This is a genomic window from Desulfarculaceae bacterium, from assembly GCA_020444545.1.
In the GTDB taxonomy this organism is placed as follows: Bacteria; Desulfobacterota; Desulfarculia; order Desulfarculales; family Desulfarculaceae; genus Desulfoferula.
In genome coordinates this window covers 121,183-137,693 of the sequence record JAHLKT010000004.1, presented here as the reverse complement: position 1 = coordinate 137,693, position 16,511 = coordinate 121,183, and the positions used below count along the sequence as shown (strand labels likewise).

Genomic DNA, 16,511 nt, shown 5'->3' with positions numbered 1-16,511 from the left:
AGATGCGGCGCGCTCCCCGCAAGGAAAAGATGCACATCACTGACGAGGCCCTGGTCATGGGCATTCTGGAGCGGGGCAACCTGCTCAGCCTGGCTCTGTGCTCCGATGGCCAGCCCTACGTGGTGCCCATGAACTACGGCCTGCATGATGGCCGCATCTACATGCACACCGGGGTCAAGGGCCTGAAGATGGAGATTCTGGCCGCCAACCCGAGGGTGAGCTTCACGGTCATGGAGGGCGTGGAGTTCGTCAAGGCCGAGCAGCCCTGCGAATGGGACACCCGCTACCGCTCGGTGGTGGGCCTGGGCGCCTGCCGGGTGGTGGAGGACCAGGCCGAAAAGCTGGCCGGGCTAGAGGCGATCGCCAAGCACTGCGGCCATGGCGCGGGCGAACAAATGCTGCCCGAAAAGGTGCGCATGGTGGCCGTGCTGGCCATCGAGATATACCACCTCGCAGGCAAGACAAACGGGTAAAGGCTAGGCCAGCTTCACCCTGAGGATGTCGTCAAAGGGGTCGATGCGCTCGATCATCAGCTCCACCTCCATGCCGGGCGCCAGGTTCTTGCCCTGGTTGGCCGGTATGGTCACCAGCATCATGATGTCGGTGAGCAGAATCTGCCAGCGGCGCGTCTGGCGCTCCATTACCACGGCCGGATGGGCCTGGTCCTGGCGGGCCTTGAGCCAGGTGAGGAGCCAGTAGCGCTGCCGCGCCTGGCGCACCTTCATGGCTCGCCGCACGGTGGGCTCCAGCTCCATGGCCAGCTCCTTGAGCTGCTGCTTGCTGTAGAGCGGCGGGCCGCCGCAGAGCACGCTGCCGATCTGGCGCTGCATCACCAAATCCAGGTAGCGCCGGATGGGGCTGGTGGCGTGGGTGTAGGGATGGATGCCCAGGCTGGAGTGCAGGCCGGGCTTGGTGGTTATGTCCACCCGGTTCAGCAGGCGGCGCTGCTTGAAGTGATGGTAGATGTCGCTGGGGTCGCGCTCCTCGATGGGCTCGGAGGGCTTGCCCTGGGTGCGGAACAGGGCCGGGGCCCCGGACTCGGCCAAAAACAGGGCAAAGAGCCAGTTGCCCAGGATAGCGGTCTCGGCCACCATCTCCCGGCTGGGGCCGTTGCGGTCGATACGCCGCACCCACACCTCCTGGGTGGCCGGGTCCACTCCCACCAGCACCTCGGGCAGGGGCAGGAAGTAGGCTCCGGCCTCCATGCGCCGCGAGCGCAGGGCATGACACATGCGGTGCATCCCGGCCATGCGCCGGTCGCTGTCGAGCATGTCGTCGGTCTCGTCGTAGGTCAGGCGCTGGTGCACCTGAATCACGCTGCGCTCCAGGCGGTACTCGATGAGGCGACCCTCGGCGTCCAGGCGGGCCAGCACCGACAGGGCGGGGCGTACCTGGCCTTGCTTGAGCGAAAGCTGGTCCTCGCTGAGGGCCGGGGGCAGCATGGGCAGGCGGTCATCGGGCAGATAGAGCGAGGTGGCCCGGGCGCGGGCTTCGTCTTCCAGCGGCCCGGTCAGCGGCATGATGGCCCCGGCGTCGGTGATGTGCACCCCCAGGGTGGCTCCGCCGCTGTCGTCGGGCTCGAAGGAAAGGGCGTCGTCGAAGTCGGTGGTAAAGGCGCCGTCGATGGTGAAGGTGTAGAGCCCGGTGAGGTCGCTGCGCTCCGGCCCGGCCTGGGCCGGGTCCAGGGCCAGGGCCTGCTCCATCACCTCGGGCGGGAAGTCGGCCCTGAATCCCTGGCGCAACAGCTCCAGGTTGGCATGGGGCGGCAGGACGCCCAGGCGCACCAGCAAGGCCAACAGGTCCTTGGGCCCGCCGATGCCCGCCGCGCTCACCACCTCCTTGGCCAGCTTGACGCTGGGGCTGTCTTCCTGGAACACCAAAAGGTCGCGGAGCTGATCAGCCAGCTCGGCCGGAGGCTCGGGGCAGGGGCCGCTGTCGGGCAGGGACTTGAGGAACTCAACCGCCTGGTCAACCTGGGCCTGGCGCTCGGCCTCGCGCTCGGCTTGCAGGGCCTTGGCCTCCAACTGCTCCACGCTGAAGGGCAAGAACTGGTTGCCCGCCAGACGGAAGTGGGTGCGCTCGTTGAACAGGGCCCTGAGGGCGGCCGAGGTCTGGTCATGATCCAGGGAGGGACCGAAGGCCAGCTCGGCCAGGTCCTTCAGCGGCAGGGGCTCATCCTCCTCGTGCACCAGCTCCCACAGCTCGGCCACGTCCACCTGGGCGGCCAGCTCCTCGCGCCGCTCCTGCAGGTTTTGCAGGTATTCCTGCTGGGCCGCGCGGGGGGCGTCCGGGCCCATGGCCGCCGGGGACATCAACAGAATCCGGCTGGTGGAGAGCGACGCCTGGCGGCCCGCCACGGTGAGCAGGTTGAGGCGGTTTTTCTTGGCCGCCAAAACCAGGCCCAGCTCCACGCGGTTCTTTTCGATGAATTCGACCAGGTGGCCTATGGGGTCAGACATGATTGCTAGCTTTCGCCGGGAATTGGGTAGACCAGTCTACCGGGGGCATCCAAGGGTGTCAACTTGCCCCGGCGCGGCCAAATGGTATTATCTGTTAGAGCTAACCGCCAAGGAGTGAACATGGCCAAGGCCCTGTCCGCGTTGCTAATCTGCCTCCTCATATCCCTAGCGGCCGTGGGTGTTCAAGCCGCGCCGCCTCCCGCCCTGAACTTCGACCTGCCCACCCTGGACGGAGGCAACCTGAACCTGTCCCAATTCCGGGGGCGGGTGGTGGTGTTGGAGTTCTTCGCCACCTGGTGCAAGCCCTGCCGGCGGGCCCTGCCCAAGCTGGACAAGTTCGCCAAGGAATACGCCGGGCGGGGGGTCAGCGCCATAGCTTTCAGCGTGGACCAGGGAGGTCGCCAGGCGGTCAAGCCCTTCGTGGCTCGCCTGGGTTTGCAGATGCCGGTGGTCTTGGGTCAGGTGGACTGGGCCCAGGCCAACGCCGGGGTGCGGGTGTTGCCCACCACCCTGATCATCAGCCCCCAGGGGCGGGTGATGCACCGTTTCGAGGGGCCGGTGTCGCGGCCCCATCTCATGGCCGCGGTGGGGCCCTATCTGGCCGCGGCCAGAAATCCCCAGCCCGAGGCGGCCCGCACCCAGCGCCGCCAGCCTGGCCAGTCGCGCTTCATCGATCTGTGGGTGACCGGCAACGAGCTGGTGGACGGCCAAAAGGGCCTCAACGTTCACGTGGTGGCCGACGTGGCCGACCAGCGCAGCGTGCGCGGCCTGTGGCTGGCCCTGAACATCCAGGGCGGCAGCGGACCGGTGAAGACGCTCTACCTGCGCATCGACGACGTGTCCCTGGAATACTTCGTGATGTTCGTGCGCTGCGACCAGCTACCGCCCCTGGTGGGGACCTCGGCCTATAGGGCCCAGGTCTCCATCCTCAACAGTAACCAGCGGGTGGTGGAGTCCAGCCCCGAGTTCCCCATCGCCTCGGCCTGCGGGGTGGGCGGGCAATACGCCGGGACCGCCCCGGAGCCCAAGAAGTTCTCCTGGGACCAGCCCGAGACCAATGAGCCGCGCACCGTGCCGGCCACGCCCCCGGCCCCGCAGCCCCCGGCGGCCCGTCCTCCGGCCCCGGCCGCCCCGCCCGTGGCCGGCGGCGGCGGTGGCGGAGGCGCGCCCCAGGTCTTCGACGTGGCCATGGGACGCATCAAGGGCCTCATGGTGGACGAAAACTACGTGAACGACGGCGTTCCCGGGGTGTTGTTCAGTATCAAGGCCGAACTGAGCGACCTGCCCACCGACCAGGGGTTGTGGATGGCGGTGAACCTGTGGCCCGAGGACTCCTTTGGCCGTGGGGCGGTGCGGGGCGGCGAGCCCGAGAGCCTTTACCACCGCATAGACAGCACCTTCCTGGACGATTACCTGCTGTTCGTGCGTTGCGACCAGATACCCGAGCTGCCTCCGGGCGGCCAGTTGCGGGTGTGGATCACCGCGCTCATCGGCCCCCAGAAGAACGTGCTGGCCCGGAGCCGGGAATTCATCCTGACTCGTCCCTGCAGCGCGGCCTACCAAAGGTAGGGCCATCTCCACGGAGCAAGACAAGGAGGCGGTCAGCGGGCCGGGCCTGGTGCGCCGCTTGGCGCGCCAAAAGGCCGGCGGCTTGGCCGTGGGCTTCGTGGCCCTGGTCCTGGTGGACGTGTTCCAGCTCTACATCCCCCGCTTGATCAAGTACGCGGTGGACGACCTGACCTATGGCCGTGCCAACGCCCAGAGCCTGCTGGCCATCGCCGGAGCCATTCTGGCCCTGGCCGTGGGCATGGCCCTGTTGCGCATGGTGTGGCGGCCGCTCTTGATGGGCTTTGCGCGGGTGGTGGAGCGCGATCTGCGCATCCGCCTGTTCGACCATCTCCAGGAAATGCACCTGGGCTATTTGGACGACAACCCCCCCGGCGAGCTCATGGCCCGGGCCACCAACGACCTGAACAACATCCGCATGGCCACGGGCATCGGCCTGGTGGCGGCGGTGGATGGCGCCTTCATGGGCCTGGCCGCCATCGGCTTCATGCTCTACATCAGCCCCTTGTTGGCTCTCTTGGCCATCCTGCCCATGCCGGCCATCGTAATCCTCACCCGCCAGCAGAGCCGCCGCTTCCATCACCGCTATAACAGGGTGCAGGAGGCCTTTTCGGCCATGACCGAGCAGGTGCGCGAGGTGCTCAGCGGGGTGCGCCTGGTCAAGAGCTACGCCTTGGCCGGGCCCGAGGAAAAGCGCCTGGATACCACGGCCCGGGGATTTTTGGAGCAGAACCTGGGCCTGGCCCGCATCATGGCCCTGTTTTTCCCATTGATGGTCTTTTTCACCAATCTCAGCCTGGCCGTGGTGCTGGGCATGGGCGGCCCCCTGGCCGTGTTCAACAAGATCACCGCCGGCGACTTCGTGGCCTTCACCGCCTATCTGGGCATGCTCACCTGGCCCATGATGGCCCTGGGCTGGGTGGTCAGCCTGATGCAGCGGGCCAAGGCCTCCCTGGCGCGGGTGGGAGAGGTGCTCTCGGCCGAGCCCCAGGTGCGTGACGCGGCTTCGCCCGAGCATCTGCCCAAAGAGGCCGAGCTGGGGGTGGAACTAAAGGACCTGACCTACCGCTACCCCGGCGCGGCCACGGACACCCTGAGCGGGGTGAGCCTGCGCGCCCCGGCTGGCGAGCTCACCGCCCTGGTGGGGCCCATCGGCAGCGGCAAGTCCACCCTGCTGCGCCTGCTGGGCCGCCTCTACGAGCCGCCCGAGGGCGCGGTGCTGGTGGAGGGCCTGGACGTGCGCTCCCTGGCCCAGGCCGAGCTGCGGGCCCATGTGGTGCAGGTGCCTCAGGAGGCCTTCCTGTTCTCCGCCACGGTGGCCAAGAACCTGGCCCTGGGCCAGCCGGACGCATCGGAAGAAGCCATGTGGGCCGCCCTGGAGGCGGCGGAGCTGGCCGACGAGGTGCGGGCCCTGCCCAAGGGTCTGGAGACCAAGCTGGGCGAGCGGGCCCACACCCTGAGCGGCGGGCAGCGCCAACGCCTCTGCCTGGCCCGGGCCCTGCTGCTCGACCCGGCGGTGCTGGTCTTGGATGACCCGCTTTCCGCCGTGGATACCGGCACCGAGGCCCGCATCCTGGCCAACCTGGCCCGTCTGCGTTCCGGGCGCACCACCCTGGTGGTCAGCCACCGCCTGGGCAGCGTGGCCTTTGCGGGGCGCATCTACGTGCTGGCCGAAGGCAGGGTGCGCGAGCAGGGCACCCACCGCGAGCTGCTGGCCCAGGGCGGGCTCTACCACGACCTGTTCGCCGAGCAGGCCCTCCTGGCCGAAATGGGGGCTTGAGCCATGCCTCCCACCATGGACTACGGCTACATGGAAGGCGACCAGCTGGGCAAGCCCTATGACCTGCGCCTGCTCAAGCGCCTGGCCTCCTATTCCCGGCCCCATCTGCGCATCATCCTCTTCGCCGCGCTGCTGACTCTGTTGGCCACGGGCCTGGATTTGGTGCTGCCCTACCTCACCCGCCTGGCCATTGACAATTACATGGTGCGCCAGGCCCTGGAGGTGGATTTGGCCAAGGCCCCGCCCGGGCTGGCCAAGGCCTTGCGCACAGGAGCGGGCGATGCCTTCCTGCCCGGCCGGGGCACCTCGGTGTATGTGCCCGAGACCGCCTGGCGCGGCCTGGACCCGCGCCTCACCGTGAAGCTGCGCGCCGCCGGGGCCGTGGGCAAGCATCCCTTCTACCTGGCTCCGGCCACGGCAGAGGCGGACAAGCTGGCCAAGGAGCACCCCAAGGTGTTCATCCGGGCCGGGGAGCGCTGGGTCATCGCCACGCCGGAGCTGGCCAAGCTGCCCTCGCAGCAGCTCATCGACCTGCGCGCGCCGGACGCCTGGGGCATGGCCCGGCTGGCCCTGGTATTTTTGGCCGCCGCCACCGGGGTGTTTCTCCTGGGCTATTGCCAGACCGTGCTCCTGGAGCGGGCCGGGCAGGAGATGATGCTGGCTATGCGCCAGCAGCTCTACAAGCATCTGCTCAGCCGCGACGAGTTTTTCTTCGGCCGCAACCCGGTGGGCAAGCTGGTCACCCGCCTGACCAACGACGTGCAAAACCTCAACGAAATGTTTAGTAGCGCCTTGGTCTCGCTGTTCCAGGACTTCTTCGTGATCAGCGGCATCGTGGTGGTGCTCCTGTGGCTGGACTTCAAGTTGGCCTTGGTGTGCCTGGCCCTCACCCCGGTGGTGGGCGGCCTGGCCTGGGCCTTCTCCCGTTTGGCCCGCGACGCCTTCCGGCGCTTGCAGGGGCATTTGGGGCGCATCAACTCCTGGCTGGGCGAGACCCTGGACGGCCTGGCCGTGGTCAAACTGTTCCGGGCCGAGGCCGCCGGGCGCACCGAGTTCAAGCGCTTCAACGACGGCTATTTCGCGGCCGGGATGCGTCAGGTCAAGGTCTTCGCGGTGTTCCTGCCGCTGACCGAGCTGCTCAGTTCGCTGGCCATGGGCCTGATTATCTTCTACGGCGGCGGCAGGGTGGTGCAGGACCAGCTGAGCCTGGGCACCCTGGTGGCCTTCATCGCCTACATGCAGATGTTTTTCCGGCCCGTGCGCGATATGGCCGAGAAGTACAACATCATGCAGGCGGCCATGGCCTCGGGCGAGCGCATCTTCCATTTGCTGGACAACCAACAGACCCTACCCGCGCCCAGGCAAGCCGCGCCTCCCGAAGCCGGGCCCGGCGAGGTGCGCTTCACGGACGTGACCTTTGGCTACGAGCCCCAGCGCCCGGTGCTCAACGAGGTGAGCTTCAGCATCCCGCCCGGCCAGGCCTGGGCCGTGGTGGGCCCCACCGGGGCGGGCAAGACCAGCCTGGTCAACCTGATCATGCGCCTCTACGACCCTGACCAGGGCGAGGTGTTGATCGACGGGATCGATCTTCGGGACATGGACCGGGGCGACGTGGCCCGGCGGGTGGCCCTGGTGTCGCAGGAGGTATTTTTGCTCTCGGGCACGGTGCGCGAGAACATCGTGCTGGGCCGCGCGGGCGTGGACGACGAGGCCCTGGAGCGCGCCCTGGCGGTGAGCGGGGCGGCCGAGTTCGTGGCCCGGCTGCCCCAGGGGATGGACACGCCCCTGGGTGAGGGCGCCCGCCGCCTGAGCGCAGGGCAGCGGCAGCTCTTGGCCTTTGCCCGCGCGGTGGCCGGGTCGCCGAGGGTGCTGGTCTTGGACGAAGCCACCAGCAGCGTGGACCCGGTGAGCGAGCGGTTGATCCAACAGGCCCTGCCCCGCATCATGGCCGGGCGCACCAGCCTGGTGGTGGCCCACCGCCTGAGCACCATCCGCCGGGCGGACAACATCCTGGTGATGCACCAGGGGCGCATCGTGGAGCAGGGCCGCCACGACGGGCTCATGGCCCTGGACGGACTCTACGCCCGCCTGGTGCGCCTGCAACGGCTCAAGGAAAAGGAGGAGCGCGATGGATCTGGGGATTAAGGGACGGGCCGCCCTGGTGGCCGGCTCCAGCAAGGGGCTGGGCCTGGCCGTGGCCCGGGGGCTGGCCGCCGAGGGCTGCAACCTGGCCCTGGCCGCGCGCAGCCAGGACAAGCTGGACACCTTGGCCTCGCGTATGGAGGCCGAGTTCGGGGTGGAGGTCTGGGCCCAGGCCGTGGACCTAAGCGAGCGGGGCGCGGCCCAGGCCCTGGCCGAGGCGGCGGCCAAACGCTACGGCAAGATCGACATCCTGGTAAACAACGCGGGCGGTCCCCCGCCGGGACGCTTCGAGGAGCTGGGCGAGGACGCCTGGCGCCGCGCGGTGGAGTTGACCCTGCTCTCGGCCCAGGCCATGACCCGGGCCCTGCTGCCCGGCATGAGGGCCCAAGGCTGGGGCCGCATCGTCAACATGACCAGCGTGTCGGTGAAGCAGCCCCTGCCCGGGCTCATCCTGAGCAACAGCATCCGGGCGGCGGTGGTGGGCTGGGCCAAGACCCTGGCCGACGAGGTGGCCGAGGCGGGCATCACCGTGAACAACGTGCTGCCGGGATGGATGCTAACCGCGAGAGTGGAGCAGCTATTCAACGCGCGGGCAGAGGCCGGGGGCATCAGCCCCGAGGAAGCCAAGGCCCAGGTGGTAGAAGCCATCCCCTTGGGGCGCATGGGCGATCCAGCCGAGTTCGGCGACTTGGTGGCCTTTTTGGCCTCCGAGCGCGCGAGCTACATCACCGGGGCCAGCTACCTCATCGACGGCGGCCTGCACCGGGGGCTTACCTAAAGATCAGATTGGGATGGCGCGGGGGGCAGCCAACACCGCCTCCTTGTTCAAAAACATCCGCGCCCAGGCCTCCAGGGCGATGAGGCTCCAGAGCACGTCTGCCCGGGGTCCGTCGGAGGGATCGGCCAGCAGAGGGCGCACGCGGTCGGGGTCCAGCAGGCCGCCCAGGGCCGAGCCCGGCCCGGCCAGGGCCTCGCGCCGCGCACGGCCTTCGGCGGAATTCAACCACAGGATCATGGGCAGGCCGAAGCCGGCCTTGCGCCGCTCTACCGTGTCCACGGGCACGTAGCGGGCCAGGGCCTCCTTGAGGATAACCTTGCCCCGCTTGACCGTGGCTCGCTGCTCCGGTGGCAGGCCAAAAGCGAAGCGCCCCACCTGCACGTCCGCGAAAGGCACCCGGCTCTCGATGCTGGCGGCCATGGACATCTTGTCCTGGCGCTCCATGATGGGCGGCAAATACACCGCCACGTCGTAGAGCTGGAAGCGGGTGAGGGCGTCCATTCCCGCCAGCGGCTCCAACTCGGCCCGGCGGCCGGCCAGGGAGGCCGCGTCCGCGCCGGGGCCCAGCAGGGTCTCCAGGGAGGGGCCGTCCAAATACTGCCGCCGGGTGAGGGTTAGGCTGTCCAGGTCGTGCCCCAAGCGCTCGTTGAGGAGCAGCTCGATACTGCGCAGGCGGGGGCTCAGGCGGCACAAGGAGCGGGCCGGGGACAAGAGGAAGTCCGGCACCCCGGCCAGGCGGGCAAAGGCCAGCAGCCGCCGATGAGCGTCGTAGCCCGCGAAGATCTCGTCGGCGGTTTCGCCGGAGAGCAGCACCTTGACCTTGCCCTTGGCCAGGGCGGAGAGCAAAAAGATGCCCATGGAGTTGGGATGGGTCAGGGGGTCGTCCTGGTGCCAGGTGAGGCGGTCCAGGAGCTCGGAGAAGAGCACCCCAGCAGTCAGCTCGCTGCGGTGCAGGCGCATACCCAGGGCGTCGGCCACCGCCTCGGCAAAGGGCGTTTCGTCAAAGCCCTCCTGAGCCACCCGGCAGAAGAAGCCCGCGAAGTCGGCCCCCAGGTCCTTGCGGGCCACGGCCGAGACCAGGCTGGAGTCCACCCCGCCCGAGAACTGGGCCCCCAGGGGTACGTCGGAGATCAGGTGGGCCTCCACGGTTGAACGAAACAGCTCCACGAAGCGCGCGGTGTTGGCCGCCAGGCTGTCCTTGGCCATCTCGCCGGGGGCGGTGTCGGCCAGGCGCCAGTAAATATGCGGCTCCACGCGGCCGCCCGGCTCGAACCAGGCATAACTAGCGGGAGGCAACTTGCTTACGCCCCTCAGCAGGGTGCGGCCCCCGCTCAGGGAGCGGAAGCGCAGGTACTCGGGCAGGGCGCTGGAGTCCAGCTCGGGCACGAAGGAGGGCAGGGCGTAGAAGGCCTTGATCTCCGAGGCCACGGACAGCTCGCCGCTTGGCCCTTGCCAGATATAGAGCGGCTTGATGCCGAAGGGGTCGCGGGCCAAGAGGGCGCGGCGGCGCTCCGGGTCCCACAGCACCAGGGAGAACATGCCCCGCAGGCGCTCCAGGGCGGGCGGGCCCCATTGCTCCAGGGCCTTGAGCAGCACCTCGGTATCCCCGGTGGTGGTGCAGCTTATGCCCTCGGCCGCGAGTTGGTCGCGCAGCTCCCTGAAGTTGTAGATCTCGCCGTTGAAGATGATCACCCGGCCGCCCGGCGAAAGCATGGGCTGGTTGGCCGCGTCCGAGAGGTCCAGGATGGACAAGCGGCGGTGGCCCAGGAACACCGCGCCGTCCGGGCTGGACCACTCGCCATCCGCGTCCGGGCCTCGATGGGCCATGAGGTTGGTGGCCCGGCGGCAGGCCTCGAGGTCGGCACGCTGCGAGGGGGAGCTGAAAAAGCCGAATATGCCGCACATGGATTACAGGCCTCCGCGCCGCCAAAAGGGTTGTCTCAATTCTGCCAGCATTTGGTCCGGCGCACCAGCCCGCTTGCTTGCCGGGCGCGGTGGGGTTAACGTGGAGAACAGGCCGCTGCCCCGGGGCCGTGATCGCCGGGGCAAGAGAGGATTTCGTTGAGCGCAGCTAAGCCCAAGGTGCTCCAGGTGGTGTGGTCCCTGGAGGTGGGAGGCATGGAGCGGGTGGTCTTGCACCTGGCCAAGGGCCTGCCCGCCCAGGGTTTCGCCGCCGAGGTGGTCACCCTGGCCGGGGAGGCCGCGCCTCCGGGCCTGGCCCTGAACGGCCTGACCCTGTGGGAGCTGAGCAAGGGGCCTGGCCTGGACCTGCGCCTGGCCCGCTCCCTGGCCTCCCTGGCGCGCCGCAGCGGGGCCGATGTCTTGCACGCCCACAACACGCTTTCTCTGCTCTATGCGGTGATGGCCGGGTTTATCACCCGCAAGCCGGTGCTGGCTACTCTGCACGGGGCCAACTACGAAGGCCCGGCCCGCCACCGCAAGCTGCGCCGCTGGCTGGCAAGGCGCTGCGCGGCGGTAGCCTGCGTGAGCCAGGACGCCCTGGCCGCGGCCCGCGAGCAGGACCGCATCGACCCCAAACGCCTGCGCCTGGTTTACAACGGCATCGACCTTGGCGAGATCGCGGCCGCCGCCCCGCAGCGCGAGGCAGCGCGGGACGGGCTGAGCCTGGAGGCGGGGCAGGCGGCGATCATCAGCGTGGGCCGCCTGTCACCGGAAAAGGACTACGGCACGTTGCTGGCTGCCGTGGGTGAGCTGGCCGGCCGGGAGGACGCGCCGTGTTTGCTCCTGGTGGGCGACGGCCCGGAGCGGTCCAAGCTGGAGCAGAAGGCCCGCGAATTGGGCCTGGGCCAGGCGGTGCGCTTTTTGGGAGCGCGGGGGGACGTGCCCCGTCTCTTGGCCGCGTCCGACCTGTTCGCGCTCAGCTCCCTGAGCGAAGGGGTGTCCATGGCCCTGCTGGAGGCCATGGCCGCCAAGCTGCCTGTGGTAGCCACCAACGTGGGCGGTAACCCCGAGGTGGTGCTGCCGGGAGACACCGGCCTACTGGTGCCCCCGGCTGATCCCCAGGCCCTGGCCCGGGGGTTGGCCCAAATTCTGGACGACCCAACCCAAGCCCAAGCCATGGGCCGAGCCGGAGCCGCGCGGGTTCAGGAGCGCTTCTCCCTGGAGGCCATGTGCCGGGCCTACGCCGAGCTATACCGCCAGGCTCTGGCCTGAGCCGCCAAGGCATACTCACTCAAATTTTAGCGGAAGATCAGGCGCGGGGGGCACGCCCCAGGACCAGCAGGCCGATGACCAGGCCGGACACGATCAGGTTCAGGGCCAGGATGGTTGCGTTGGCGGCCAGGGAAAGCAGGCGAAGCGGCATGGCGGCTCGCTACTGCAAGGTGTGGTCGTAGAGCGAGCCGAATTCTTTCTGGGAGAAAAGCACCCCCAGCTCGCGCAGGAGCTGGTTGGTGGAGACCTCGATGCGGTACAGGTCGGTCTCGCTGACCAAATGATGGTCCAGCATAGTCAGAAGTTCGCGCAAGCGCTCCAGCTGCTCCACGATGCGGGGGTTCACCTCCTCGGCCGAGAGGCGGCGGGAGATGTCGTCGATTACCTCCTGGCAGGAGTCCACCCTAAGTTGCAGGGAGCTGTGTTCCACGGCTCTAGCCTCTCCGTTCCCAGCGGCCGCCCTGGCCCCGGTTCATCTCGATCACCTCGAAGCTGCCCCGGTCGTTCACCAGGCTGTTGGCCGCCAGGCTGATCAGCCCCAAGACCACGGCCCCGCCCAGGGCGGTCCAGAATCCCTGCACGTGGAAACCGGCCAAGAGCCAGCCGGTCAGCTTGAGCATCAGGGCGTTGATCACCAGGATAAACAGGCCCATGGTCAAGACGGTGATGGGCAGGGTGAGCAGGATGAGAATGGGCCGGATGAGGGCGTTGAACACCCCCAAGAAGAGGGCGGCCACGAAAGCCCAACCCACGCCGTCCACCCGGATGCCATCGAACAACCAGGATACGAACAGCAGGCCCAGAGCGCTGACCACCCAGCGAAATAAGAATCCCTTACGCATGGCTGAACCTTATCATGGGGCCTTGGACCCCGCAAGCGACGCCGGGCCCCCAAAAAAGAGGCGGGAGCCCCGAAGGGCCCCCGCCGCGAAACGCAAAAGAGCGAGCGGGATTTAGCCGCCCATCTTCTCGGTGACGCGGGCCATGGCCAGCATCTTGAGCTTCTCGGCCTGGGTGAACAAACGGGCCTTCTCGGCCAGCACGTCCTTGACGAAGTCCTGGTCCTTGATGGAAGGCACGTTGATGTCCACGCTGAGCATGCAGGAGCGCATGGCGGTCTCGGCCACCATGGCGCCCACGCCCACGTCGCTGATGGCCATGAGGTTGCCGTACTTGGAAAGCTCCTCGGCCTCTTCGACGATGCTCAGGCAGGTCTGGCAGATCTCCAGGGGCACCAGGGTGGCCTGCTTGGCGGCCTTTTCCATGGCCTCCTTGCGGGCGGCCTTGTCCGCGTCGGTCTCCTTGGGCATCTTGAAAACGCCCATGTAGGCGTCGAAGGCCTCCATGTCTTTGATGGTGAGCTCCTTGAGCTTCTCGATGAGGCCCATCACCCGGTCCACGCAGCCCTGGGCCTGGTCCTTGTGCTCCTCGTACTTCTTGTTGCTCAGGGTGAGGTTGCCCACCATGGCCACCATGGAAGCGCCCAGGGTGGCCACCACCGCCGACACGTTGCCGCCGCCGGGGGTGTGGCTTTTGGAGGCCGCGATTTCGATGAAATCGTTCAGGGTCATTTCATAAACTTGCTGCGCCATGGTCCGTCCTCCCTACTTGTCGGCGCCCTGAAGCTTCAGGGCCTTGAGCACGTTGCCCATGATGATGGTGGTGGTGAGGCTGCCCACGCCGCCCGGCACCGGGCTCAGGGCCTTGGCCACATCGGCCACGTCGGGCTCGCAGTCGCCCACGTACTTGCTCTCGCCGGTGGCCTCGTCCTTGACCTCGTTGACGCCCGCGTCGATGACCACGGTGCCCGGGGAGATCATGTCTTTCTTGACCAGGCCGGCGAAGCCGGCCGCGGCCACCACGATCTCGCCGTTCTTGCACTCGCCGGCCAGGTCCACGGTCTTGGTGTGGCAGACGGTGATGGTGGCATCGCGCTTGATCAGCAGGCTGGCCAGGGGGCGGCCCACGGTGTCGCCACGGCCGACCAGGGTGACCTTCTTGCCTTTGAAGTCGATGCCCGCGCGCTCGGCCAGGGCGATGCAGCTAAGCGGAGTGGCCGGCACCAGGGCCAGGTGCTCCTGGCCGCCCAGAAGGTAGCCGCGGTTGACCGGGTGCACCCCGTCCACGTCCTTCTTGGGGTCGATGGACTCCATGATCTCTTCCTTGGCCAGGTGCTTGGGCAAGGGCAGCTCCACCAGGATGCCGTGCACCTTGGGGTCCATGTTCCAGCCCTTGATCTGCTCCAGCACCGTCTCCTGGCTGGTGTCGGCGGCCATGGTGTGCAGGTCCACCTTGATGCCGAGCTTTTCGCCCACGCCCACCTTGGACTTGGCGTACCACACGCTGCCCGGGTCGTCGCCGACCAACAGCACGGCTAGGGTGGGCTCCACGCCCTTGGCCTTGAGTCCGTCCACTTCGGCCGTGATCTCTTCACGGATTGCTTTGGCGATGGGCAAGCCTTTAATCAACTCAGCCGCCATGGCCCACTCCTTTCATACAAACGGTATTGATCCTGTTTAAGTCGTCGAGACTGGTCTGATTTTGTGGTGATGCCGGACGGGGCCGGCGCCCCCCAACACACCATAGAGGGCCAAAGCTGTCAATATTTTTCTGGACCTGGGAGGGCCGGCCAATGCTTGACAGGGGGAGGCCGGTCCTATACCTAATGAGGGCACATACCGGCCCCCGCGTGGCCAGGCTGCTGGGATCTGGAGGAGGACCTGGACGGCCGCTGACGCCGGGCGAGGGTTGGGCCTTTATCCACGGCTTCTACCAACTGTTAGGAGAGGACTATGGACCGCAAGAAGATCAACATCCCTGACCTCATCGCCAAAAAGAAAAACGGCCAAAAGGTGACCATGCTCACCGCCTACGACTACCCCACCGCCCGGGCCATGGACCGGATGGGGGTGGACTCGGTGCTGGTGGGCGACAGCCTGGGCAACGTGGTGCTGGGCTATGAGTCCACCGTGCCGGTGACCATGGACGAGATGCTGCACCACATCAAGGCGGTGCGCCGGGGTCTCACCTATCCCCTGCTCATCGGCGATCTGCCCTTCATGAGCTATCAGGTGAGCCGCAAGCAGGCGGTTAAAAACGCCGGGCGCTTCATGAAAGAGGGCGGGGTGGACTGCGTGAAGCTGGAGGGCGGCACCGAGATGGCCCCCACGGTCAAGGCCATCGTGGACGCGGGCATACCGGTCTGCGCCCATATCGGCCTGACCCCCCAGAGCGTGGCCCAGTTAGGCGGCTACAAGGTGCAGGGCAAGGACCTGGCCGGCGCTCAGAAGCTCATCGACGACACCGGCGCCCTGGCCGAAGCCGGGGCCAGCCTCATCGTGTTCGAGTGCATCCCCTCGGCCCTGGCTGCGGCCATTACCGCCAACACTCCCCTGGTGACCATCGGCATCGGGGCCGGGCCGGACTGCGACGGCCAGGTGCTGGTGGTGCACGACCTCATCGGTCTGGCCGAGCGCAAGCCCCCCAAGATGGCCAAGCAGTACGTAAACCTCTTCCCCCAGCTGGAAAAGGCGGTATCCTCTTACGTGGAGGAAGTGGCCTCCGGCGCCTTCCCCGCCGAGGAGCATGGCTTTGCCATCGACCAGGCGGTGGTGGATCAGCTCAAGCTGTAGAGGGACGAGATGAAAGTAGCCGTTATAGGGCCCGGGGCCATGGGCCTCATGCTGGCCGCGCGCCTGAAGAAGGCCGGGGCCGAGGTGGTCCTGTTGGACTACCGGCCGGAACGGGCCGCCAAGATCAATGAGCAACAGGTGTCCCTGGAGCATCCCGAGGGCAGCGAGCGCCTGGCCGTGGAGGCCACCGCCGACCCAACGGTCCTGGGCTCCGTGGACCTGGCCGTGGTGTGCACCAAGGCCTACCACACCCAGGGTGTGGCCCGGGTGCTCAGGGCCAACCTGGCCCCCGAAGCCCGCGTCCTGACCCTGCAAAACGGGGCCGAGAACGTGGAGACCCTAGTGGAGGCCTTGGGGCCGGCCAGGGTGTTGGGCGGCATCACCAGCGAGGGCGCTACGCTCCTGGGCCTGGGCCGGGTGCGCCACGCCGGACGGGGCCAGACCCACATCGGACCCGCCCAGGGGCCGGTGGACGCCTACTGCCAGCAGGTGGTGCAGCTACTCAACGCGGCGGGCTTCGACACCAAGGGCGTGGAGGGGGTGCAGAACCTCATCTGGACCAAGCTGGTGATCAACGTGGGCATCAACTCCCTGACCGCCATCCTGGAGGTGCCCAACGGCCGCCTTTTGGAGCTGCCCCCCGCGGGCAAGGTCATGGCCGCGGCCGTGGCCGAGGCGGTGAGCGTGGGTCAGGCCATTGGGGTCAAGTTCCTGCACCAGGACATGCTCCGGGCGGTGCAGGAGGTGGCCCACCGCACCGCGGCCAACATCAGCTCCATGCTCCAGGACGTGCGCAAGTCCCGCCGTACCGAGGTGTCCTACATCAATGGCGCGGTGGTGCGCCAAGGCGAGCAGGTGGGCCTGCCCACCCCGGTCAACCAGACGCTCACTCAGTTGGTGCAGGCGCGGGAAGCCGGCTATCTGGACCAGTAGTAGACATTAATCCAAAAACAAGCAGCGCCGGCCTTCGGGCCGGCGCT

General features: G+C 67.7%; 14 protein-coding genes. 8 read left to right on the top strand and 6 right to left on the bottom strand.

Annotated features, from left to right (window positions below):
* The first annotated feature begins 2 nt into the window (after positions 1–2).
* A complete protein-coding gene (locus KQH53_12480) occupies positions 3–473 on the top strand; it encodes a pyridoxamine 5'-phosphate oxidase family protein (GenBank protein MCB2227487.1) in 471 nt (156 codons plus the stop codon).
* Positions 474–476: 3 nt separating this feature from the next.
* Here the strand turns inward: KQH53_12480 and KQH53_12475 are convergent, their stop codons facing one another.
* Entirely contained in the window at positions 477–2,459 is a 1,983-nt protein-coding gene (locus KQH53_12475) for an RNB domain-containing ribonuclease (protein MCB2227486.1), read from the bottom strand.
* 120 nt (positions 2,460–2,579) lie between these two features.
* Between KQH53_12475 and KQH53_12470 the strand changes: the two genes are divergently transcribed.
* Genes KQH53_12470 through KQH53_12455 form a run of 4 tightly spaced genes read left to right on the top strand, consistent with a single transcriptional unit; the run spans position 2,580 to position 8,725 of the window.
* Positions 2,580–4,028 carry a TlpA family protein disulfide reductase gene (locus tag KQH53_12470; protein MCB2227485.1) on the top strand — a complete coding sequence of 483 codons (1,449 nt, stop codon included), beginning with the start codon at positions 2,580–2,582 and terminating at the stop codon, positions 4,026–4,028.
* Between the two features lie 58 nt (positions 4,029–4,086).
* The gene (locus KQH53_12465) at positions 4,087–5,805 is read left to right on the top strand and encodes an ABC transporter ATP-binding protein/permease (protein MCB2227484.1); all 1,719 of its coding nucleotides are present in this window, start codon (positions 4,087–4,089) and stop codon (positions 5,803–5,805) included.
* A gap of 3 nt (positions 5,806–5,808) precedes the next feature.
* Positions 5,809–7,950: an ABC transporter ATP-binding protein/permease gene (locus KQH53_12460; protein MCB2227483.1), complete on the top strand. Its 2,142-nt coding sequence runs from the start codon at positions 5,809–5,811 to the stop codon at positions 7,948–7,950.
* Positions 7,934–8,725: an SDR family oxidoreductase gene (locus KQH53_12455; protein ID MCB2227482.1), complete on the top strand. Its 792-nt coding sequence runs from the start codon at positions 7,934–7,936 to the stop codon at positions 8,723–8,725. Before KQH53_12460 ends, KQH53_12455 begins: the two co-directional genes overlap by 17 nt.
* A 3-nt stretch (positions 8,726–8,728) precedes the next feature.
* Here the strand turns inward: KQH53_12455 and asnB are convergent, their stop codons facing one another.
* Positions 8,729–10,630 carry an asparagine synthase (glutamine-hydrolyzing) gene (gene asnB / locus KQH53_12450; protein ID MCB2227481.1) on the bottom strand — a complete coding sequence of 634 codons (1,902 nt, stop codon included), beginning with the start codon at positions 10,628–10,630 and terminating at the stop codon, positions 8,729–8,731.
* A 156-nt stretch (positions 10,631–10,786) separates the two neighbouring features.
* Between asnB and KQH53_12445 the strand changes: the two genes are divergently transcribed.
* The gene (locus KQH53_12445) at positions 10,787–11,899 is read left to right on the top strand and encodes a glycosyltransferase (GenBank protein ID MCB2227480.1); all 1,113 of its coding nucleotides are present in this window, start codon (positions 10,787–10,789) and stop codon (positions 11,897–11,899) included.
* A 160-nt stretch (positions 11,900–12,059) separates the two neighbouring features.
* On the opposite strand, the gene KQH53_12440 is transcribed toward KQH53_12445, so the two are convergent.
* From KQH53_12440 to KQH53_12425, 4 genes are all read right to left on the bottom strand, one after another.
* Positions 12,060–12,329 carry a hypothetical protein gene (locus tag KQH53_12440; GenBank protein MCB2227479.1) on the bottom strand — a complete coding sequence of 90 codons (270 nt, stop codon included), beginning with the start codon at positions 12,327–12,329 and terminating at the stop codon, positions 12,060–12,062.
* A gap of 4 nt (positions 12,330–12,333) precedes the next feature.
* Positions 12,334–12,741 (bottom strand): phage holin family protein, encoded by a 408-nt coding sequence (locus KQH53_12435; protein MCB2227478.1) that lies wholly within the window; start codon positions 12,739–12,741, stop codon positions 12,334–12,336.
* Between the two features lie 111 nt (positions 12,742–12,852).
* On the bottom strand, positions 12,853–13,491 hold the full coding sequence (locus tag KQH53_12430) for a cyclodeaminase/cyclohydrolase family protein (protein ID MCB2227477.1): 639 nt from the start codon (positions 13,489–13,491) through the stop codon (positions 12,853–12,855).
* 12 nt (positions 13,492–13,503) lie between these two features.
* The gene (locus tag KQH53_12425; protein ID MCB2227476.1) at positions 13,504–14,379 is read right to left on the bottom strand and encodes a bifunctional 5,10-methylenetetrahydrofolate dehydrogenase/5,10-methenyltetrahydrofolate cyclohydrolase; all 876 of its coding nucleotides are present in this window, start codon (positions 14,377–14,379) and stop codon (positions 13,504–13,506) included.
* Positions 14,380–14,691: 312 nt separating this feature from the next.
* On the opposite strand from KQH53_12425, the gene panB reads away from it, so the two are divergent.
* Both panB and KQH53_12415 read left to right on the top strand, forming a co-directional pair.
* A complete protein-coding gene (gene panB / locus KQH53_12420; protein MCB2227475.1) occupies positions 14,692–15,531 on the top strand; it encodes a 3-methyl-2-oxobutanoate hydroxymethyltransferase in 840 nt (279 codons plus the stop codon).
* 9 nt (positions 15,532–15,540) lie between these two features.
* A complete protein-coding gene (locus tag KQH53_12415) occupies positions 15,541–16,464 on the top strand; it encodes a 2-dehydropantoate 2-reductase (protein ID MCB2227474.1) in 924 nt (307 codons plus the stop codon).
* Positions 16,465–16,511: the final 47 nt, after the last annotated feature.